Here is a 19580-nt window from a genome sequence, read left to right as displayed (position 1 = left end):
GGGTGCGGGAGCGCCACGGCGGTCAGTAGTACCAGGGGTACGGGGTCCAGTCCGGATCGCGCTTCTCGAGGAAGGCGTCCCGGCCCTCGACGGCCTCGTCGGTCATGTAGCCCAACCGGGTGGCCTCACCGGCGAACACCTGCTGGCCCATGAGGCCGTCGTCGACGAGGTTGAACGCGAACTTGAGCATGCGCTGCGCGTTCGGCGACTTGCCGAGGATCTCCCGCGCCATGGCGAGTGCGGCGACTTCGAGCTCCGAGTGGTCGACGACCTCGTTGACCGCGCCCATGTCCGCCATGTCCTGCGCCGAGTATGTGCGGCCGAGGAAGAAGATCTCCCGCGCCCGCTTCTGGCCGACCATCTTCGCGAGGTACGCCGAGCCGTAGCCGGCGTCGTAGGAGCCGACGTCCGCATCGGTCTGCTTGAACCGCGCGTTCTGCCGGGAGGCGATCGTCATGTCGGACACGACGTGGAGGCTGTGGCCGCCGCCGGCCGCCCAGCCGGGGACCACCGCGATGACGACCTTGGGCATCGTGCGGATGAGGCGCTGGACCTCGAGGATGTGGAGGCGACCGGCGCGCGCCGGGTCGACGGACTCCGCGGTCTCGCCGCTCGCGTACTGGTATCCCGACCGGCCGCGCATCCGCTGGTCACCGCCGGAGCAGAAGGCCCAGCCGCCGTCCTTGGGGCTGGGGCCGTTGCCGGTGAGGAGCACGCAGCCGACGTCCGGGGTCTGGCGGGCGTGGTCGAGCGCGCGGTAGAGCTCGTCGACGGTGTGGGGGCGGAACGCGTTGCGGACCTCCGGCCGGTCGAAGGCGATGCGGACGCAGCCGAGGTCGCTGCCGTCGGGGTTGAGGGCGCGGTGGTAGGTGATGTCCGTGAAGTCGAATCCGGACACCTCCCGCCAGGCGCTCGGGTCGAAGATCTCGGACACGGTGCTGGTCTCGGTCATGGGCCCCAGCATATCGGGCGGGTCGGACACGGGCGGTCGAGTCTAGGCTGGTGACATGGATCCCGACCTCCCCGGCCCGCAGCACGGCGCCCCGCTTGCGCCCGCCGCCCCGTGCGACGTGCAGTCGATCCTCGCGGCGCCGGACCCGCGCGAGGTGCTCTCCCGGATCGCCGTCGTCTCCCTGCCCATGGTCACCCGGTTCCGGGGCATCACCGTGCGCGAGGCGATGCTCTTCGAGGGCCCCGCCGGCTGGGCGGAGTTCTCCCCCTTCCTCGAGTACGACGTGCCCGAAGCCTCCCGCTGGCTTGCCGCCGCCCTCGAGTGGGCGTGCGTCGACCCGCCCGCCACGAAGGCCGCGACGGTGCCGGTCAACGGCACGATCCCGGCCTGCCCGCCGTCCGCCGTCGCCGAGGTCGCCGCGCGGTACGCCGGAGTCGGCACCTTCAAGATCAAGGTCGCAGAGGCCGGGATCGACTCCCTCGACGAGGACTGTGCGCGGATCGAGGCGCTCCGCGCCGCCCGGCCGGGTGCGCGCATCCGGCTCGACGCGAACGGCCGCTACACCGTGGCGCAGGCGCGCACGGCTCTCCGCGCGTTCTCCCGCTTCGAACTCGAGTACGTCGAGCAGCCGGTCATGGCGGTCGAGGACCTCGCCCAGGTGCGGGAGGAGATCGACCGGGAGGGCTGGGGGATCCGGATCGCCGCCGACGAATCGATCCGCAAGGCCTCGGACCCGCTGCGCGTCGCCGCGCTCGGTGCCGCCGACGTCGTCATCGTCAAGGTCCAGCCGCTCGGCGGGGTCCGGTCCGCGCTCTCGGTCATCGAGGCCTCGGGGCTGCCCGCCGTCGTGTCCTCGGCGCTCGACACCTCGGTCGGGCTGAGTGCGGGCGTCGCGCTCGCCGCGAGCCTGCCGGAGAGCGCCCGCCCGGACGGGTCGATCCCCGCCTGCGGGCTGGGGACGAGCGCCCTGTTCCGCTCCGACGTCGCCGACCCGCCGCTGCGTGCCGCGGACGGGGTGCTGCCGGTCGGGCGGACCGCACCGAGCGAGGAGCGGCTCAGTGCGCTCGCCGCGGCTCCGGAGCGGGCACAGTGGTGGACGGAGCGGCTCCGCGCGTGCTGGTCGCATCTGCGCGAGCAGCGGTGACGGGCGCCTCGACCGGGGTGATGCTCACCGTGGTGAGCTCGTCCTGGCCCCAGGTGCGGAAGTGGCGGGTGCGCTTCCCGGGCACGATCGGGTCGTGGAGTGCGCCGGCCATCCGCCCGGTGAGCTCGAGGCGGCCGTCGGCGTCGGCGGCGAGGTCGTAGACGTTCTCCGCCAGAGGCGAGGAGATCGCGATCCGGTAGCGCTGCCCGGGATGGTAGAGCGCTGGGGTGCGCACGCGGAAGGTCCCTGCGCCGTTGAGCGTGAACGACGCAGCGGTCACCTCGGCGAAGGTGACGAGCTGGGCCCGGCGCCGCGAGATCGCGACGTCCCAGCCGTGGACGCTGAACACCGGTTCGCCGGTGACGTAGGTGAAGGCGGCGCCGTCGGACACCCCGCGACCGGACACCCCGGAATCCCGCAGTCCCGCATCCCGCAGTCCCGCCCGGTCCGCTCCCGCCGCCGAGGTGCCGGCTCCCGTCGCTGCGTCGGTCCCCGCAGGATGCCCCGCGGTGGGGGTGCGCGCCGGGTCGTCGAGCGCGGCCAGCCATTCGGCGAGCTCCCGCTGCCATGCGAACCAGTTGTGGAGGCCGGTGGGGCGCGGCGACCACGTGTGGGCGATCCCGAGCTCGCTCAGCCGCTCGTGGAACTTCAGGCCGTGGTGGTTGACCGTCGCCTCGAGGACGTCGACGTGATCCTCGTCCTCGTCATCCGCATGCGGGGTGCCGGAGCCGGCGGTGAACCACAGGTCGGTGCCGGCGAGGTTCGGTGCCAGGCTCATCGGCGAGTTCGCCTGCCATTCCGCGAGGTCCCGCTTGGGGTCCCCGAACAGCGACTTCGCCGCCCCGCCCTCGCGGAGAGCGATGATGTCGAACAGCGGCACCGCGGAGAGCGGGTCGAGCGGGCAGGAGAACGCGGCCGCCGCGCAGTAGCGGTCGGGGTGCTGCGCGGCGTACTTCATCGCCCCGTACCCGCCCATCGACAGGCCGGCGAGCAGTGCTCCGGAGCGCTCCGGGTTGACCGAGTAGCGGTCGGCGATGAACGCGGGCAGCTCCACGGTGTGGAAGGTCGGCCAGTCGAGGGTCGCCTCGGCACCGGCGGCGCCGATGACGTGACGGGAGTACGAGGCCGCGCCGGCGTCCGGCATGACGACGAGGTACGGGCTGTCCGCGGTGAGCTGCTCGGCGGCACCGAGGTCGGTCCACGACCGGAAGTCGTCCCCGCCGCCGTGGAAGAGGTAGATGACGTCGGCGACCTCGCTCGGCCTGCCGGGCAGGAGCACCCGGACTCCCACGGTGCGGCCGAGCGCGGGGGAGTGGACGAAGAACTCGCGGAGGCGAGCCGACAGCTTGCGCTTCTCGCGCACATGGAAGGTGCGGGCGGCCTCGCCCGTGGGCTCCGGCCCGAGGAAGCTCAGCGTCTGGTTGCGGCCGGGGAACTCGCCGGCGCGGGTGCGGGCAGCGGTGAGCGTCCGCACGAAGCGGGCGCCGACGGACAGCATGAGCGAGCGGGAGTTCATCGGAGGGGCCTCCGGGACGGCATGAAGCGGATGCGGATCGGTGAGAGGTGGACGCGGGATTGCGAATATACATCGCGAAGGTGAACGGGCGAACGGGCGGAGCATCCGGCCGGCGGTGTCCGGGCCGCGTGGTTGAATCGAGGGGATGAACATCTCGACTGCGACCGCCCGCGCCCTCGTCTCGGCACTGCTCACATCCGGGGTGCGCGACGTCGTGATCTCCCCGGGCTCCCGTTCGGCACCCCTGACCTACGCCGTCGCCGAGGCGGCCGCCGCCGGACTCTTCGACGTCCGGGTGCGGATCGACGAGCGGGAGGCGGCGTTCCTCGCTCTCGGCATCGCGAAGGGCCTGCGGGCGGCCGGCCGGGAGCGGCCGGTTGCGGTGATCACCACCTCCGGCAGCGCGGTGGCGAACCTCCATCCGGCGGTGCTCGAGGCCTCGTACGGGTACCTCCCGCTCCTCACGCTCACCGCGGATCGACCCGCGCGCCTCCGGGCGACGGGCGCGAACCAGACGATCGATGACCAGTCGATCGTGCTCAGCGACGTGCGTGAGCGGTTCGACATCCAGGCCGGGGAGTCCGCGCCGGCGCTCGCCGCCGAGGTCGCCGTGGCCGCGGTCGACCTCGCCCTCGGGGACGGGTTCGCCGGCGGGGCTCCGCCCGGCCCCGTCCAGCTCAATGTCCAGTTCGACGTCCCGCTCGTGCCCGATGCCGTGGACGTCTCCCCGTGGTGGCCGGAGATCCCGGCCGGCACCGACCGTGCACCGGTGCCGCTCGCGGCGGACGTCGTCGAGGCGGTGCTGCCATCCTTCGGCCGCGAGGTCGTCGTGCTCGCCGGCGACACGTTCGGCCTGCCCGCGCGGCGCCTCCGCGAGCTGCTCGAGCGGCATCGGGTGCCGGTGCTCGCCGAACCCTCCTCACCCCTGCGCGCGGTGCCCTCGAGCGTGCCGGACCATACCCGGGTGCTCGACGCGCGGCCGGATCTCGTCGACCGGATCACCGACCTCGTCGTGCTCGGCAAGCCCACGCTCTCCCGCCAGGATCAGCGCCTGCTCGCGCACCCCGGGCTGCGGGTCCACCGCATCCAGTCGGACCTCGATCAGGTTGCGGAGGAGGAGTGGCGCGCCGCGCTCGCCCAGGCGCTGCCCCCGGTCCCGGATTCGCGGTCGGACTGGGCAGCGGAATGGGCGGCCGCCGGCGGAGCGGCCGGTGACGCGGCGCTGCCGCAGGCGTCACCTGCACCCCTCGGGGACGGCGCCGGTGACGGCGGGCGCGAGGTGCTCGAGGGGCGCGCCGCCGCAGCGGCCGTCGCGAGCGCACCCGGCACCGTCTACATCGGCAGCTCCAACGCGGTCCGCTACCTCGACCGGGTGCTCGGTCCCGGCGCGGCGGTGGAGGTGTTCGCATCCCGCGGGCTGGCTGGGATCGATGGACTCGTGTCGACCGCGATCGGCTTCGCGTTCGGCAGCGGCCGACCGGTGCGCCTCCTCCTCGGCGACGTGTCGCTGCTCCACGGGATCGGCGGTCTGCTCCGCGAGGCTGCGGAACCGCTGCCGGCCGTGCAGATCTTCGTCCTCAACGACGACGGGGGAGCGATCTTCGGGGGACTCGAACACGGGCAGCCGCACCTCGCCGCGCACTTCCCCCGCTACTTCGCCACTGCGCACGGCCGGACCTTCGCGGATCTCGCCCGCGGCTACGGCTGGCCGCACGCGCTGTGCCGGACGGCGGCCGAGGTCGCCGCGGCCGCGGAATCGGGACGGCCGGGCGTCTACGAGATCCCCATCCGCCCCGTCGTCGGCTGACCGGTGCGGTCGACCCGGGCACGCACCCCGAGCGCGGCCGCCCCGGGAACCCGCTCTCGGTTCGGTCGACCCGGGAGCGGGTTCCGAGCGCGGTCACCGCAGGCGGGATCTCGTCAGCCGTCCACCCCGAGCGCCCGCTTCATCGGAGCGAGCTTCGCCTCGGTCTCGGCGAACTCTGCGGCCGGATCGGAATCCGGCATGATGCCGGCACCGGCGAACAGCCGGATCCGGTGGGGCTCCTCGAGCTGGCCGCAGCGCAGCGCGATCCCGAACTGGCCGTTGCCCCGGTCGTCCACCCAGCCCACCGGCCCGGCGAAGCGTCCGCGGTCGGCGCCCTCGAGCTCCTCGATGACGTCGAGCGCCCGGTCCTTGGGGAAGCCGCCCACAGCGGCGGTCGGGTGCACAGCGGCCGCGACGTCGAGCGCGGACGGGAGTCCGTCCGGTCCGCTGCGCAGCGTGCCGTGCGCGTCGGAGGCGAGGTGGATGACGGTGGGGAGCTGGAGGAGGTGCGGTTCGGCGTCGACGTGGAGATCCGCGGTGACCGGCCCCAGGCTCGCGGCGAGCGAGTCGATCGCGAAGGCATGCTCGCGCGTGTCCTTCGCGGATCCGAGCTGGGTGCGGGCGGCGGCGATCTCCGCGGCCGGGTCGTCCTCGACCTGATAGGTGCCCGCGAGCACGCGCGAGGTCACCTGCCCCTCGGACACCCCGATGAGGAGCTCCGGGGTCGCGCCGACGAGGCCTGCGACGTTGAAGGTCCAGCAGTTCGGATAGGCGGAGTTGAGGCGGCCGAGGACGGCGCGCACGTCGATGTCCTCCGCGGTCTCGACGACCTCGTCGCGTGCGAGGACGACCTTCCCGAGCGGATCCGCACCTGCGCCGGCGCCCGCGTCCGCGCCCTGGCGGAGACGCTCGACCGCCCGGGCGACGATGTCGACGTAGGACTCCGCAGAGACCCGTCCGGGGTCGGTCTCTTATACGCGGGGGAGGGAGAGCGGGGCGTGCGCGAGCGTCAGGGCGTCGGGATCGGCCGGGGAGTCGGGGGTGCTCACCGCGGTGAGCCAGACGCGGCCGTCGCGCCGGCCCATGACGTACTGCGGGATGTCGATGACGGATGCGGTCGTCGAGTGCGCGGAGAAGGCGATCGCGGCGAATCCGATGAGGCCCGAGCCCCGGAGTCCGACCTCGTTGTCCACCGCGGCGGCCGCGGAGATCGCCTGCCACGCCTGCGAGAGCGCGGTGAATCGGTCCGGCCCCGTCGCGCTCAGCCGCAGGGCGCGGCCGATGCCGACGAGTCCCGCGGTGCCGCGCACCCAGCAGCTGAAGCCGGACGGGGGCAGCTGGGCGAGGAACTCCTGCGGAGTCGTCGGCAGTCCCTGGACGAAGGGCCGGGACGCCTGGGGGCTCACGCCGTCGATGAACCAGGAGCGCACCGCGAACCCGGGTGTCGGGGACGGTGGTCCCGCAGTGACGTCGTAGGTCTTCATCGCGGACATCCTATCCGGCGGGCAGGCGGCAGGGGGCGTTGTGTCTCGGACGGCGGGGCCCGCCGGCGGTGCTCGGGCCGTCCGGCGGAGCCTGCGCACCGCTGTCGGCCCGACCGGCAGGCGGACCGATTGGCGCGCGGGTGAGCGATGTTGAGACGATGGTGCGCATGATTCGCGCGCGGCTGGACAAGAAGAAGACCGAGATGGCGTCGATGTTCGACGGCGTCGCACGACGCTATGACGTCACCAACGACGCGATGACCTTCGGGCTCGCCCGGCTGTGGCGTCGTGAGATCACCCGGGCCGTCGACCCGCGGCCCGGTGAGCGGATCCTCGACCTCGCGGCCGGCACCGGGGTGTCGTCCGTGCCGCTCCAGGCCGCCGGCGCCCAGGTCGTCGCCGGGGACATCTCCGAGGGCATGCTCGCCGTCGGGCGGCAGAAGCGCCCGGAGATCACCTTCGTCCACGCCGACGCCACCGATCTCCCCTTCGCCGACGCCGAGTTCGACGCGGTGACGATCACGTACGGACTGCGCAACGTCCAGGATCCCGAGCGTGCGCTCGGCGAGATGCTCCGGGTGCTGAAGCCCGGCGGCCGCCTCGTCGTCGCCGAGTTCTCCACCCTCGAGTCCTCGGCCCTCAACACGGTGTACTCGGAGTACATCATGGCCGCGCTGCCCGCGGTCGCCCGCGCGGTGAGCTCGAATCCCGAGGCCTACGTGTACCTCGCGGAGAGCATCCGGGAGTGGCCGGATCAGGAGACCCTCGCTCACCTCATCCGCGACGTCGGCTTCGACCAGGTGAAGTACCGCAACCTCACCGGCGGCATCGTCGCGGTCCACCACGCGCTCAAGCCCCTCGACTCCGGTGACGACGGCGACGGCGCGGACAGCGTCGATGACCGGGCCGCGACCCCGGTGACCGCCGTAGCCGCACAGCCGTCCGAGGCGGTTCCCGCCGAGGCCGACTCCTCCGCCGCGCCCGTGGCCGGGATCCGCTCGGAGAATGACGAGGCCCGCTCGGAGGACGGCCTCGCCGCCGAGAGGGATCCCGACCGCGAGGACCCGGCCGGCACCGAAGCCGACGCAGGTACCGACGCCGACCCGAGCATCCGCCTCGCCGTCGAGGCAGCCGACTCCCGTGAGGTCCCCGCCTCGGGAGTCGAGGCGCCCCGGTCCGCGGCCGTCGGTTCGGCCGCTGCCGACCGCGCGGACAGGATCGACGCCGACGAGGACAGCGACGACGCGGACAGCGCCGATGACCGGACCGCGGCCCCGGTGGCCGCAGGAGACAGCGAGCCGTCCGCGGCTGCTCCTGCCGAGGACGATTCCTCGGCCGCACCCGTCGCCGAGGCGCGTGCGGATGATGACGAGGTCCGCCCGGAAGACGGCATCGCCGCCGCCGAGGGGGATTCCGACCGCGAGAACCCCGCCGGCACCGAAGCCGACGCAGCGACCGACGCCGACCCGAGCATCCGCCTCGCCGTCGAGGCCGCCGACTCCCGCACGGAGCCCGGTGCATGACGACCACGATCGATGCCGACGTCGTCGTCGTCGGTGCCGGGCCCGCCGGTTCCGCGGCGGCGGCGCACCTCGCGCGGGCCGGGCTCGAGGTCGTCGTCCTCGAGAAGGCGTCCTTCCCCCGGGACAAGGTGTGCGGTGACGCGCTCACCCCGCGCGCGGTCCAGGAGCTCGACGCGCTCGGCTTCGCGACCCCGGAATCGGCCGGATGGCATCGGAACCGGGGCCTGCGCCTCATCGGGGGCGGCCACCGGCTCGAGATCGACTGGCCGACGGTCCACGGCGTCCCCTCCTACGGGCTCACCCGGGCGCGCACCCGCCTCGACGAGGAACTCGCGCGCCACGCCCAGTCGTGCGGTGCGCGCCTGTTCGAGCAGGTGTATGCCTCGGAGCCTGAGTTCGGCGCCGACGGCTGGGTGCGCGGCGTCCGCGCGACCGGCACCGACCACCGCGGGCGCAAGGTCGGCCCGGAGGCATTCTTCCGCGCTCCGACCGTCATCGCCGCCGACGGCGTGTCCGCGCGGATGGCGATCGCCCTCGGCATCGAGAAGCGCGACGACCGACCGATGGGCGTCGCGGTGCGCACCTACCACGCGTCCCCGCGCCACGACGAGGATCTCCTCGAGAGCTGGCTCGAGCTCCGCGGGCGGAACGCCGACGGCACCCGCGGCGAGCCGATGCCCGGCTACGGGTGGCTGTTCCCGATGGGCGACGGCACTGTCAACGTCGGCCTCGGCATCCTCGACTCCTCGCCGCAGTTCGGCCGCGTCGACTACCGAGCGGTCCTCCGGGACTGGATCGCGGCGATGGGCGAGGAATGGGCGATCGGCGAGGAGACCCGGCTCGAGCCCGTGCGCAGCGCCGCGCTGCCGATGGCCTTCAACCGCACTCCGCACTTCCGCAGCGGCGTCCTGCTCGTCGGGGACGCGGCCGGCATGGTCAACCCGTTCAACGGCGAGGGCATCGACTACGCGATGCTGAGCTCGCGGCTCGCCGCCGAGGCGATCGCCACCTATGCGCGCTACCCCGAACGGGTGCGCCGCGAGAAGCTCGCCGAGTACCCGGCCGCGGTCCGCGCGCACCTCGGCGGCTACTTCACCCTCGGGCGGGTGTTCGCCGAGCTCATCGGCAGGCCAGAGGTCATGAACCTGGGGATCAAGTACGGTATGGGTGTCGACACGCTCATGCGGTTCGTGGTCAAGCTGCTGGCCAACCTCTACCAGGACAGGACCGTGCGCGACCGCGATCTGTACGATCGCATCATCACCGCGCTGACCGCGCTGGTCCCTGCGACCAGCAACGACTGAGCCCGACGACCCGCCCATGACGACGAATGACGAGGACATGACGAACGCCGCCGAAACCTCTCCCACGCCGGTGGACCCGGATGCGCCCGCGGCGCGTCCGCTCTCCCCGGGGGCGTTCGTGCAGTCCGATTCCGCGCTCGCCGGGCGGCTGGTCGAGCGGCTCGGACGGATCGAGGTGCTCCTCGACGAGGTCGTCGCGCAGGCGAGCGCGCTGCCCGACGAGACCTGCCACCACCTGCTCCGCGCCGGCGGGAAGCGCATCCGCCCCGTCCTCGTGCTGCTCGCGGCGGAGTTCGGCACCTCGGATCAGATCGACGTCGACCGTGCGGCCGCCGCCGTCGAGCTCATCCACCTCGCGACCCTCTACCACGACGACGTCATGGACGAGGCGCCCATGCGGCGCGGCGCCCCGTCCGCCCACGCGGTCTGGGGCAACAGTGTTGCGATCCTCACCGGGGACCTGCTCTTCGCCCGCGCCTCGCTGCTGACCTCGATGATGGGACCCGAGGCGGTCCGCCTGCAGTCGGAGACCTTCGAGCGCCTCGTCCTCGGTCAGCTCCATGAGTTCACCGGCCCCGTCGACGGCGCGGACCCGATCGAGCACTACCTCGCGGTGCTCGGGGACAAGACCGGGTCGCTCATCGCGACAGCGAGCGAGTTCGGACTGCGCTTCTCCGGGGCGCCGGAGTCGCTCATCGCGCCGCTGCGGGAGTACGGGGAGAAGGTCGGGGTGGCCTTCCAGCTCGCCGACGACCTCATCGATCTCGTGTCCGACGGCGCGAAATCGGGGAAGCGGCCCGGCACGGATCTGCGCGAGGGGGTGCCGACCCTGCCCGTGCTCCACGTGCGCGCCGACGCGGCCGCAGGCGATCCCGCAGCGGCAGCCGTGGTCGAACTCCTCGACGCGGACCTGAGCTCCGACGACGCCCTCGAGCGGGCGCGCGCCGCGCTCGTCGCGCATCCGGCCACCGCACGCGCCCGGCAGGTCGCAGAGGCCTGGGCCGAGGACGCCGTGAAGGCGCTCGCCGCGGTGCCCGACGGCGAGGTCAAGGACGGACTCATCGAGTTCGCCCGTACCGCGGTCTCCCGCGTCGCCTGAATCCGGGGACCCGCACCGGCACCGGACCTCTCCGGGGCGGCCTGTCTTCGCTTCGCCGCCGCGCGGCAGGTCCCGCTCAACCGCAGCGGGTTGCGCCTTCGCCTCGCTGCCACGGCACGGGCTGTCCGCCTCACCGCGGCGGGCTGTGCCTCTGCTTCACCGCCACGGCACGGGCCGTCCGCCTCACCGCGGCGGGCTGTGCCTCCGCCTCACCGCCTCGGCCGGCGCCGCGGGGCGCGGAGCATGTCCACGGTGAGGATGACCACGGCCGACCAGATGATGAAGAACCCGATCCAGCGGGTCGTCGACATCTCCTCGCCGAGCACGGTGACCCCGAGGATGAACTGCATCGTCGGGGTGATGTACTGCATCATCCCCACCCAGGACAGCGGCACCCGGCGGGTGGCGGCGCCGAACAGGATGAGCGGGATGGCGGTCACCGGGCCGAGGGAGAGCATGATGAGCGTGTGCCCGAGCCCCTCGGTGCCGAAGTGCGAGTTCCCCGACAGCACGAACCAGCCGATGACGACGAGGGCGAACGGGGTGAGGACGGTGGATTCGACGGTGAGCCCCTCGAGAGCGCCCACCCGTCCGCCGACCTTGTTCTTGATGAGGCCGTAGAGGCCGAACGAGAACGAGACGAGGAGCGCGAGCCAGGGGATCTGGCCGTAGCCCACGGCGATGACGACGACGGCGAGCGTGCCGACCGCCATCGCGATCCATTGCAGGGGGCGGAGCTTCTCGCCGAGGAACACCACCCCGAGGAAGACCGTGACGAGCGGGTTGAAGAAGTAGCCGAGCGAGATCTCGAGCACCCGGCCCCATTCGACGCCGAGGAGGAACCCGAACCAGTTGATCGCGACGACGATGCTCGCCGCCGCGAGGGTCCAGAACACCCGCGGGTTCCGGAACGCCGCGATGACCCGGCGATAGCCGCGGGCGACGACGAGGAGGAGCAGGCAGAACACCATCGACCACAGGATCCGGTGGGCGAGGATCTCCAGGCTCGTCGCGGGTGCGGCGGCCGCGAAGATCAGCGGCATCCCGCCCCAGAACAGGTACCCCGAGAGGCCGAGGAGGAGGCCGGTCCTGCGCCGGGCCGACTCGTCGTCCGGGATGTCTGGGTCAGTCACATCGGCAGTCTAGTGACAATCCGCACAGTCCGCTGTGACTTCGTCGAATCCGGACATCCCGGTTCGCTCGTCCCCAGCGGCCTCACTAGACTGAGAGGCTGACCGAAACGAAAGGTGTGAGAATGACTCGTCCTCTCCGGGTGGCCATCGTCGGCGCTGGGCCGGCAGGGATCTACGCCGCAGACCTCCTCACGAAGGCCGAACGGGAATTCGACGTCAGCATCGATCTCTTCGAGAGGCTCCCGGCCCCCTTCGGACTCGTCCGATACGGCGTCGCGCCGGATCACCCCCGCATCAAGGGCATCATCAACGCCCTTATCAAGGTGCTCGACCGAGGTGACATCCGACTCTTCGCGAACGTCGACTACGGCACCGACATCACCCGCGAGGAGCTCCAGGAGCACTACGACGCGGTGATCTTCTCGACCGGCTGCTTCATCGACGCCAAGCTCGACATCCCGGGCATCGACCTCGAGCGCTCCTACGGCGCCGCCGACTTCGTCAACTGGTACGATGCGCACCCGGATGTGCCGCAGACCTGGCCGCTGGACGCCGAGCGCGTCGCGGTCATCGGCAACGGCAACGTCGCGCTCGACGTCGCCCGGGTACTCGCCAAGCAGGCCGACGACATGCGCAGCACCGAGATCCCCGACCACGTGTACGAGGGGCTCCGGCGATCGCAGGTCACCGACGTCCACGTGTTCGGCCGGCGCGGGCCGGCGCAGGCGAAGTTCACGCCGCTCGAGCTCCGCGAGCTCGGTCACGTCAAGGACGTCGACATCATCGTCTACCCCGAGGATTTCGAGTTCGACGAAGCCTCGATGGCGACGATCCACTCGAACAACCAGGTCAAGCAGGTGACGAAGACGCTCACCGACTTCACCCTGCGCGAGCCCACCGGCGCGCCCCGCCGCCTCCACCTCCACTTCCTCCACGCCCCCGTCGCGGTGCTCGGGGAGACCGAGGTCACCGGCCTGCGGACCGAGCGCCAGGAGCTCGACGGCTCGGGCGGCGTCACCGGCACGGGGGAGTTCACCGACTGGCCGATGGACGCGGTGTACCGCGCCGTCGGGTACTTCGGGACGGCGCTGCCCCAGCTCCCGTTCGACGACCAGCGCGGCGTCATTCCCAACCACGAGGGCCGGGTCGCCGACTCGCTGCGCCAGGCCGATGCCGCCGAGGCGCCCTTCCTGCCCGGCGTCTACGCGACCGGCTGGATCAAGCGCGGTCCGGTTGGCCTCATCGGCCACACCAAGGGTGACGCGCTCGAGACCATCACCCATCTCATCGAGGATCACCTCGCCGGCGATCTCCCCGATCCGGCGGAGCCGGGCGAGGACGCGATCGTCGAGCTGCTGCGCTCCAAGGGCGTCGATTTCGTCGACTGGGAGGGCTACCACCTCCTCGAGGCGGCGGAGAAGGCGCTCGGCGAGCCGCACGGGCGCGAGCGCGTGAAGATCGCGACCCGCGAGGCGATGCTCGCCGAGGCCCGCCGGGCGGTCGTGCCCGCGGACGGGACCGTCGGCTGAGCAATCCGGCGTGACCGGCTGAGCCGCGGCAGCGGACCGCACCGCCTGCCGGCCGCCTGAACGCGACGGGGCCGGGACGAGGAATCCTCGTCCCGGCCCCGTCGCGCGTCGCTGCGCGTCAGCGATAGTTGGTGAACTGCAGGTCGACGTCGAGGTCCTTGCCCTTGAGGAGGGCGATGACGGCCTGGAGGTCGTCGCGCTTCTTCGAGCTCACGCGCAGCTCGTCGCCCTGGATCTGGGCCTTGACGCCCTTGGGCCCCTCGTCGCGGATCGTCTTGGAGATCTTCTTCGCGTTCTCCTGGTCGATGCCCTCCTTGAGGCTCCCCTCGATCCGGAACTCCTTGCCGGAGGGGAACGGCTCGCCGGTGTCGAGCGACTTGAGCGAGATGCCGCGCTTGACGAGCTTCGACTGGAAGACGTCGAGGACGGCCTTGACGCGGTCCTCGCTCACCGCCTTCATGAGGACCTTCTCGCCGGACCACTCGATCGAGGCGTCGGTGCCCTTGAAGTCGTAGCGGGAACCGATCTCCTTGGCCGCCTGGTTGAGCGCGTTGTCGGCCTCCTGCCGGTCCACCTTGGACACGATGTCGAACGATGAATCACTGGCCATTGCTGCTCCTCGCGATGGGGGATGTCGGTCGACGGCCAGTCTAGTGGGCGCGGTTTGGCGTTTTCCGGGAGGGCCTAGTATTCTTCCATAGGTGCTCGGCGAGGAATCGGCGGGCGCGCAGCATTGGCAGGTTGCCCGAGCGGCCAAAGGGATCTGACTGTAAATCAGACGGCTTCGCCTTCATAGGTTCGAATCCTATACCTGCCACAGCTCGGACGGCCCCGGCCCGGTGGAGACACCGGACCGGGGCCGTCGTCGTCCGCCGCCGAGGTGCGGCCCGGCACCCTCACCCGCCCGCACGGCCACGCCCGCCGCACCCCGCTCGCATGCCGTTCCGCGCCCGGCCGGACGCCGACTCGCGCCCGCGCGCGATACCGATAGTGTGGCCGTATGTACGCACCCATCCAGAGATACCTCGACACCGTCCACGAGAGCCTCCTCGACATCCGCGGCGGGTCCACGAAATCGTCGAACACCGTGCTCGCCTCCCAGGACCCCAACCTGTGCGGGCTGGCGATGACGACGTCCGACGGCTTCACCTACACCGCCGGCGATGCCGAGGTGCCCTTCGCGATCCAGTCGATCTCGAAGGTCTTCTGCTACGCGATCGCGCTGCAGGACAGGGGCTTCGCCTACATGGACTCGAAGATCGACGTCGAGCCCTCCGGCTCGTCCTTCGCGGACCTGTCCTCGGAGTCCGGCAGCGGCCGGCCGAAGAACGCGCTCATCAACATCGGCGCGATCGCCGCGACCGGGCAGATCCTCCCCGAGCGCGGCAGGACCGTGTTCGACAAGATCCTGTCGGTGATGTCGGCGTGCGCCGGCCGCCAGCTCATCATGGACGAGGACGTCCATTCGCAGGACAGCCAGGGCAGCGCCCACAACCGCGGCCTCACCTGGTTCCTCTCCTCCTGGGGCATCCTCGAGGGCGATCCGAACCCGGCCCACGACGACTACACCAAGCAGTGCGCGATCGCGGTGACCGCCAAGGACCTCTCCGTCATGGCCGCCACGCTGGCCAACCTCGGGGTCAACCCGGTGACCCAGGAGCGGGTGTTCGACACCCGTGTCGTGCAGCGGGTGCTCTCCGTCATGCTCACCTGCGGCATGTACGACGATTCCGGCGACTGGGTGGCGAGCGTGGGCCTGCCCGCCAAGAGCGGGGTGGGCGGCGGCATCATCTCCGTGCTCCCCGGCCAGCTCGGCCTCGCCTCCTTCTCCCCGCCGCTCGACGAGCACGGCTCGAGCGTCCGCGGCCTCGCCGCCCACCGGCAGATCTCGAGCGACCTCGAGCTCCACTTCGTCCGCACCTCGAAGGCCGGGCTGTCGACCATCCGCTCGAACGAGACGATCGACAAGACCCCGTCGACCACCCGTCGCCCCGAGGCCGCTGAGAAGGTGCTCGCCGAGCACGGCCACCAGGCGCACGTCGTCGAGGTCATGGGTGACCTGCTGTTCTCCGGTGCGGAGGTGCTCTCCCGCGCGGTCGCCGTGTTCGGCGACGACACCGAATGCATCGTCATCGACCTGAGCCGGGCCGACGACATCGCCGAGGTCTCGGTGGGCCAGCTCTCCCGCATGGCCCGTGCCCTCGACGAGTCCGGGATCGCTCTCGGCCTCGTCGACCCCGACGACCGCCTGGCCGAGCTCATGGTCCCGGTGGAGATGGACGTCGAGATCTTCGGCTCCCGCAACGAGGCGCTGACCTGGGCGGAGAACCGGATCCTCGAGGAGTACGGCGACGCGGACTGCTTCCCCGACGAGGAGGCCGACCGCCCCACCCTCATCGGCTCGATCGACCCCGAGTTCCGGGAGAAGATCGCCGAGCACCTCGTCGACGAGGAGTACGCCGCCGGCGACGTCATCCGCCGGATCGGGCAGAAGTTCGACGGGATCCGCTTCATCACCTCGGGCACGGTCCACACCCTCTCCCCGGCCGACCGCGGCCGGGAGGTCGTGTCGATCCTCACCGCGGGCATGTCGTTCGGGGAGCTCTCCCTCAACGACCACTTCAAGCAGCCCTTCACCGTCAAGGCCGAGACCGACACGGAGATCAAGCTCCTGCCCAAGGACGCGATCGAGAAGATGATGGAGACCGACCCGATCACGGTCTCGCACCTGTGGCGGGCCATCGCGGTGGAGGGCTACGCGCGGCTCGGCCAGGTGCTCCGGGGCCACAGTTGAGCTTCGCGGAGTACCTCCGCGCCCAGCGGATCCGCATCGTGCCCGGGCGGGACGCGCGCCCCTGGGTCATCGCACACCGCGGGTACTCGGGCGCGGCCCCGGAGAACACGCTCGCCGCAGTGGACGCCGCACGCGCGATCGGCAGCGATCTCATCGAGGTCGACCTCGGGATCAGCGGCGACGGCACCCCGATGGTGCTCCACGACTCGACGCTCAACCGGACGACGTCCGCGAGCGGCACGATCGCGCAGATGAGCGACGAGCGCATCTCACTGGCGGACGCGGGGTCGTGGCTGGGCCCCGGGTTCGCCGGGCAGCGCGTCCCGCGGCTGCGGAACGTGCTCGCCGACCTCGCGGAGCACGGCGGCACGCTGCTCCTCGAGCTCAAGGACGACTGGTCGCCCGGTGCGGTCTCGCAGGTCGCCGAGGACATCATCGAGACCGGCACCGCGGACAGGATCATCCTCCAGAGCTTCTCGGTGACCACCCTCGAGGCGCTGCGCGACCTCATCCCGATGGTCCCGCGGTGCCTGCTGCGGCTCGTTCCGCGCGACGGCGACGTCGAGCTCGCCCACGCGCTCGAGGTCATCGCATACAACCCCTCGCAGCGCGGGTTCTTCGGCCGCAGGCAGCTCGCCGAGGAGTTCATGGAGCTCGGATTCGGGATGTTCGTGTGGACCGTCGATGAACCCGCCGTGTGGGAGCGCCTGCTCGGCTCGGGTGTCTCCGGGATCATCACCAACCACCCCGGTCGGCTGCAGGGGTATCTCGCCGCGAAGTACGACGCGGTGTGAACCGCTCCCGGTCGGTCTGCGGTCGCGCGCGGACAGCCGACGCGGCGTCGTCGCAGGGGATCGGGGCCCGGTGACGTCTTCGTCGCGCGTGTGACCGAACGGGCACAGGTGCGCAGGCGGCTCGCCCGTCACCAGGCCGTAGAGTTCTTCGTATGCCCGACTGTCCTCCGCCTGACCGCACTGTGCGCCGTCGTCGGCGTGCCTCGGTGCTCGGGCGTGCGCTCGGTCTCGTCGCCTGCGTCGCGCTCGGATTCGGCCCCGCGATCCTCGCCCGTCCCGCCGCGGCGACCTCGCCCGCGGGCCCGAGCAGCGCGGAGGTCCGTGCCGCAGCCGAGGCGCCCGCCGACGAACCGGCCGGCGGCATCCCTCCGGGGGACGAGGGGTCCGAAGCCCCAGCGGACGACGGGGGAGCCGAACCCGACGATGCAGCGCTCGCCGAGTCCGCTCGGCAGTGGTACATCGACGGCTACGTCGAGCGGATGGGCGCCGCGTGGAGCGCGGGTGAGGTGTACGCCGACCCGCAGGTCGCGTCGTTCTGGGACGAGCGCCAGCAGGAGATCACCTCGCGCGCGCTCGAACAGGTCGAGCCGGCGAGCACGCCGGTCTTCATCGCACTCATCCGCGATCTCCCCAGCCGCGATCGCACCGGAGAGCTCGACACGGGCGAGGCGGACGAGCTGATCATCGAGGAGATCCTCCTCGCCGATGCCGAAGCGCGCGGGATCGGCACGGCGCTCTACGTCCTGTGGGTCCCGGACAGCGGGGTGCTCACGCTGCGTCTGTCGGATGGTGCGCTCTCCCGCTCGCTCACGCAGGTCCATGCCCGCGATCTCAACACCGAGGTCCCCGGTCCCGCGATCCACTATGCGGTCCGCACCGGTCTCGACCCGTCCGCGGACGCGGAGCCGCTCGACATCGAGGAGCTCACCCCGACGGCCCGGGACGTGCGGCCCGAGCACGCCGCAGCCGACCGGGTGCCGATGGTCCCCGTGTTCTGGACGGCCGTCCTCATCGGGGTGGGCGGCGGCCTCGGCGTCGCCTACCTCGTCATCATCTGGATGATCCGCGCCGGGGCCGAAGCCCTCGGAGCCGTTCCCTTCCTGCGCTCGACGGTGGGGCGCGGTCGCGCTGCGGCGGCGGACTCCGTCGTGCTGCTGCGCGATCTCAACCGGATGCGCGACCGGGCGATCGGTGCGCGGATGAGCCTGGAGCGGCGCGAGCCGCTGCCGGGAGACCTCGGCGCCGCCGTCGATCGGCTGCCCGCTCCGGGCGACACGACGAACCCCCTCGTGTGGACCGCGTGGACGGTGCTCGATGACGAGGCGCGCGGACGCTCCCGCGAACGCTGCTTCTTCCTCCCGCAGCTCGAGGCGGATGAGCGGCGGAGCTGGGACGGGTTCGGCGGCGACGTCGAGGTGCCGGTGTCCGCCGGGATCGCCCGCCAGCTCGCCGCGGGGGAGGACCCCGACTTCCTCTCCGCAACGGGCCTCGGGCAGGGCCGGCCGTACTGGCGGGACGCGGACTCGCCGTTCGCACTCAGCGGCTTCGGCGCGTTCCGACCGCTGAGCGCCGCGCTCGCCGATGCGCCGGAGGACTGGGAGCCGGAGCCGGGTGTGTTCGACGAGCCGAGTGCATTCGACGCGGCGCTCCGCGAGGCCGATGAGCGCGACCGCGCCCGGAGGCGTCAGAACGCCGGCGACCGTCGTGCGACTCCGGCGAGTGCACCTCTGCGCCCGTGGCTGCCGGCGTGGGTCCATGTCACGGTCCTCGCCCTCATCATCCCGGCCCTCGTCGCCGGCCTCGGGTCCCTGCGGGAGAGCGACCGTCGCGAGAGCATCGTCTCGGTCGCGTCGCCTGCGCATCTCCCGCTCGTCGCGCTCGGCTCCGAGTACGACATGGCCCGTGTCGACGCGGTGGCCGCGGCCGTCGAGGAGGACGGGGTGTACATCGACCCGACTGCTCGGATCCGGTACGCCCCCGAGGACGAGGAGCGCTTCGCCCAACTCGTGGGCGAGTCCGAAGAGCCCGTCGCCGTCGTGGTGACGAGCATCGAGAGGACCGACGAGTTCCGCGGTGAGCAGACGGCCTTCGAGCTCGCGCTCTTCGACCGGATCCCGCAGGACACGACGCTCATCCTCGTCGGGGACGGCTTCGTGCGCTACGAGCGCTATGACGCGATCTCCGATTTCACGAGCGGGGAGCAGGAGCTCCGCGAACGGACCGACGACCTGCCGCCGCCGCGTGTCGTCGGGGAGTACCTCCTCGCGCTGCCCCGCATCGAGTGGTACGAGGGGATGGACCTCGAGTCCGAGGCCCGCAGGCTCTACGAGGCCGACGCCGAGGACTACGAGCCGGGGCCGTTCCCCGGCACTCCGGAGTACCTCGACCGGGTGCGGACCTCGGTGATCGTCCTCGGCGCGACGGTGTTCGTGGTGCTCGGCATCGGCGGACTGGTGCTCGGCCGCACGTACATCAGCAATCAGGGACGGAAGTGAGAGACC

Annotated in this window: 13 protein-coding genes, 1 tRNA gene and 2 pseudogenes; 10 read left to right on the top strand and 6 right to left on the bottom strand. The window is 71.8% G+C overall.

Features of this window, described 5'->3' with window-relative positions; translation table 11 throughout:
- Positions 1 to 22 precede the first annotated feature (22 nt).
- The gene (locus tag C1A17_RS07185) at positions 23 to 952 is read right to left on the bottom strand and encodes a 1,4-dihydroxy-2-naphthoyl-CoA synthase (RefSeq protein WP_101652242.1); all 930 of its coding nucleotides are present in this window, start codon (positions 950 to 952) and stop codon (positions 23 to 25) included.
- A 55-nt stretch (positions 953 to 1007) separates the two neighbouring features.
- Here C1A17_RS07185 and C1A17_RS07180 point away from each other — a divergent pair, with 55 nt between their 5' ends.
- On the top strand, positions 1008 to 2096 hold the full coding sequence (locus C1A17_RS07180; protein ID WP_101652240.1) for an o-succinylbenzoate synthase: 1089 nt from the start codon (positions 1008 to 1010) through the stop codon (positions 2094 to 2096).
- Here C1A17_RS07180 and C1A17_RS07175 read toward each other — a convergent pair.
- Positions 2008 to 3612: an alpha/beta hydrolase gene (locus C1A17_RS07175; protein ID WP_101652238.1), complete on the bottom strand. Its 1605-nt coding sequence runs from the start codon at positions 3610 to 3612 to the stop codon at positions 2008 to 2010. The genes C1A17_RS07180 and C1A17_RS07175 overlap by 89 nt on opposite strands.
- Before the next feature lie 145 nt (positions 3613 to 3757).
- On the opposite strand from C1A17_RS07175, the gene menD reads away from it, so the two are divergent.
- On the top strand, positions 3758 to 5419 hold the full coding sequence (menD, locus tag C1A17_RS07170; protein WP_101652236.1) for a 2-succinyl-5-enolpyruvyl-6-hydroxy-3-cyclohexene-1-carboxylic-acid synthase: 1662 nt from the start codon (positions 3758 to 3760) through the stop codon (positions 5417 to 5419).
- A gap of 113 nt (positions 5420 to 5532) precedes the next feature.
- Here menD and C1A17_RS14515 read toward each other — a convergent pair.
- A pseudogene (locus C1A17_RS14515) lies at positions 5533 to 6360 on the bottom strand (isochorismate synthase); the annotation flags it as partial.
- A 30-nt stretch (positions 6361 to 6390) separates the two neighbouring features.
- Entirely contained in the window at positions 6391 to 6903 is a 513-nt protein-coding gene (locus C1A17_RS14510) for a hypothetical protein (protein WP_245873554.1), read from the bottom strand.
- Between the two features lie 167 nt (positions 6904 to 7070).
- Between C1A17_RS14510 and C1A17_RS14505 the strand changes: the two are divergent.
- From C1A17_RS14505 to C1A17_RS07150, 3 genes and pseudogenes are all read left to right on the top strand, one after another.
- Positions 7071 to 7760 (top strand): annotated as a pseudogene (locus C1A17_RS14505) (demethylmenaquinone methyltransferase); the annotation flags it as partial.
- Positions 7761 to 8422: 662 nt separating this feature from the next.
- Positions 8423 to 9730 carry a geranylgeranyl reductase family protein gene (locus C1A17_RS07155; RefSeq protein ID WP_101652234.1) on the top strand — a complete coding sequence of 436 codons (1308 nt, stop codon included), beginning with the start codon at positions 8423 to 8425 and terminating at the stop codon, positions 9728 to 9730.
- A gap of 37 nt (positions 9731 to 9767) precedes the next feature.
- The gene (locus C1A17_RS07150; protein WP_101653566.1) at positions 9768 to 10829 is read left to right on the top strand and encodes a polyprenyl synthetase family protein; all 1062 of its coding nucleotides are present in this window, start codon (positions 9768 to 9770) and stop codon (positions 10827 to 10829) included.
- Positions 10830 to 11038: 209 nt separating this feature from the next.
- Here C1A17_RS07150 and rarD read toward each other — a convergent pair whose 3' ends face one another.
- The gene (rarD, locus tag C1A17_RS07145) at positions 11039 to 11962 is read right to left on the bottom strand and encodes an EamA family transporter RarD (RefSeq protein ID WP_101652232.1); all 924 of its coding nucleotides are present in this window, start codon (positions 11960 to 11962) and stop codon (positions 11039 to 11041) included.
- Between the two features lie 122 nt (positions 11963 to 12084).
- On the opposite strand from rarD, the gene C1A17_RS07140 reads away from it, so the two are divergent.
- Complete coding sequence (locus C1A17_RS07140; RefSeq protein WP_101652230.1) at positions 12085 to 13491, top strand: FAD-dependent oxidoreductase; 1407 nt, start codon at positions 12085 to 12087, stop codon at positions 13489 to 13491.
- A 118-nt stretch (positions 13492 to 13609) separates the two neighbouring features.
- Here C1A17_RS07140 and C1A17_RS07135 read toward each other — a convergent pair whose 3' ends face one another.
- Positions 13610 to 14101, bottom strand: coding sequence for a YajQ family cyclic di-GMP-binding protein (locus C1A17_RS07135; protein ID WP_101652228.1), 492 nt, complete (start codon positions 14099 to 14101; stop codon positions 13610 to 13612).
- A gap of 125 nt (positions 14102 to 14226) precedes the next feature.
- Here C1A17_RS07135 and C1A17_RS07130 point away from each other — a divergent pair.
- The 4 genes from C1A17_RS07130 (at position 14227) to C1A17_RS07115 (ending at position 19574) form a co-directional block, all read left to right on the top strand.
- Positions 14227 to 14308: transfer RNA gene (locus C1A17_RS07130), tRNA-Tyr, on the top strand.
- 183 nt (positions 14309 to 14491) lie between these two features.
- Positions 14492 to 16285, top strand: coding sequence for a glutaminase A (gene glsA / locus C1A17_RS07125; protein ID WP_101652226.1), 1794 nt, complete (start codon positions 14492 to 14494; stop codon positions 16283 to 16285).
- Entirely contained in the window at positions 16282 to 17079 is a 798-nt protein-coding gene (locus tag C1A17_RS07120; RefSeq protein ID WP_101652224.1) for a glycerophosphodiester phosphodiesterase, read from the top strand. Before glsA ends, C1A17_RS07120 begins: the two co-directional genes overlap by 4 nt.
- Before the next feature lie 152 nt (positions 17080 to 17231).
- Positions 17232 to 19574: a hypothetical protein gene (locus C1A17_RS07115; protein ID WP_146000597.1), complete on the top strand. Its 2343-nt coding sequence runs from the start codon at positions 17232 to 17234 to the stop codon at positions 19572 to 19574.
- The last annotated feature ends 6 nt before the right edge of the window (positions 19575 to 19580 follow it).

It is taken from the genome of Brevibacterium ihuae (assembly GCF_900184225.1).
GTDB classification, from domain to species: Bacteria; Actinomycetota; Actinomycetes; order Actinomycetales; family Brevibacteriaceae; genus Brevibacterium; species Brevibacterium ihuae.
Note: the sequence above shows the minus strand (reverse complement) of the source record. Positions and strands in the feature narration are given on the sequence as shown.

What these genes read in the sequence shown, in the direction of transcription:
- C1A17_RS07185 (WP_101652242.1), bottom strand. Translation starts at nt 952, where the DNA reads ATGACCGAGACCAGCACCGTGTCCGAGATCTTCGACCCGAGCGCCTGG.
- C1A17_RS07180 (WP_101652240.1), top strand. Translation starts at nt 1,008, where the DNA reads ATGGATCCCGACCTCCCCGGCCCGCAGCACGGCGCCCCGCTTGCGCCC.
- C1A17_RS07175 (WP_101652238.1), bottom strand. Translation starts at nt 3,612, where the DNA reads ATGAACTCCCGCTCGCTCATGCTGTCCGTCGGCGCCCGCTTCGTGCGG.
- menD (WP_101652236.1), top strand. Translation starts at nt 3,758, where the DNA reads ATGAACATCTCGACTGCGACCGCCCGCGCCCTCGTCTCGGCACTGCTC.
- C1A17_RS14510 (WP_245873554.1), bottom strand. Translation starts at nt 6,903, where the DNA reads ATGAAGACCTACGACGTCACTGCGGGACCACCGTCCCCGACACCCGGG.
- C1A17_RS07155 (WP_101652234.1), top strand. Translation starts at nt 8,423, where the DNA reads ATGACGACCACGATCGATGCCGACGTCGTCGTCGTCGGTGCCGGGCCC.
- C1A17_RS07150 (WP_101653566.1), top strand. Translation starts at nt 9,768, where the DNA reads ATGACGAACGCCGCCGAAACCTCTCCCACGCCGGTGGACCCGGATGCG.
- C1A17_RS07140 (WP_101652230.1), top strand. Translation starts at nt 12,085, where the DNA reads ATGACTCGTCCTCTCCGGGTGGCCATCGTCGGCGCTGGGCCGGCAGGG.
- C1A17_RS07135 (WP_101652228.1), bottom strand. Translation starts at nt 14,101, where the DNA reads ATGGCCAGTGATTCATCGTTCGACATCGTGTCCAAGGTGGACCGGCAG.
- glsA (WP_101652226.1), top strand. Translation starts at nt 14,492, where the DNA reads ATGTACGCACCCATCCAGAGATACCTCGACACCGTCCACGAGAGCCTC.
- C1A17_RS07115 (WP_146000597.1), top strand. Translation starts at nt 17,232, where the DNA reads ATGCCCGACTGTCCTCCGCCTGACCGCACTGTGCGCCGTCGTCGGCGT.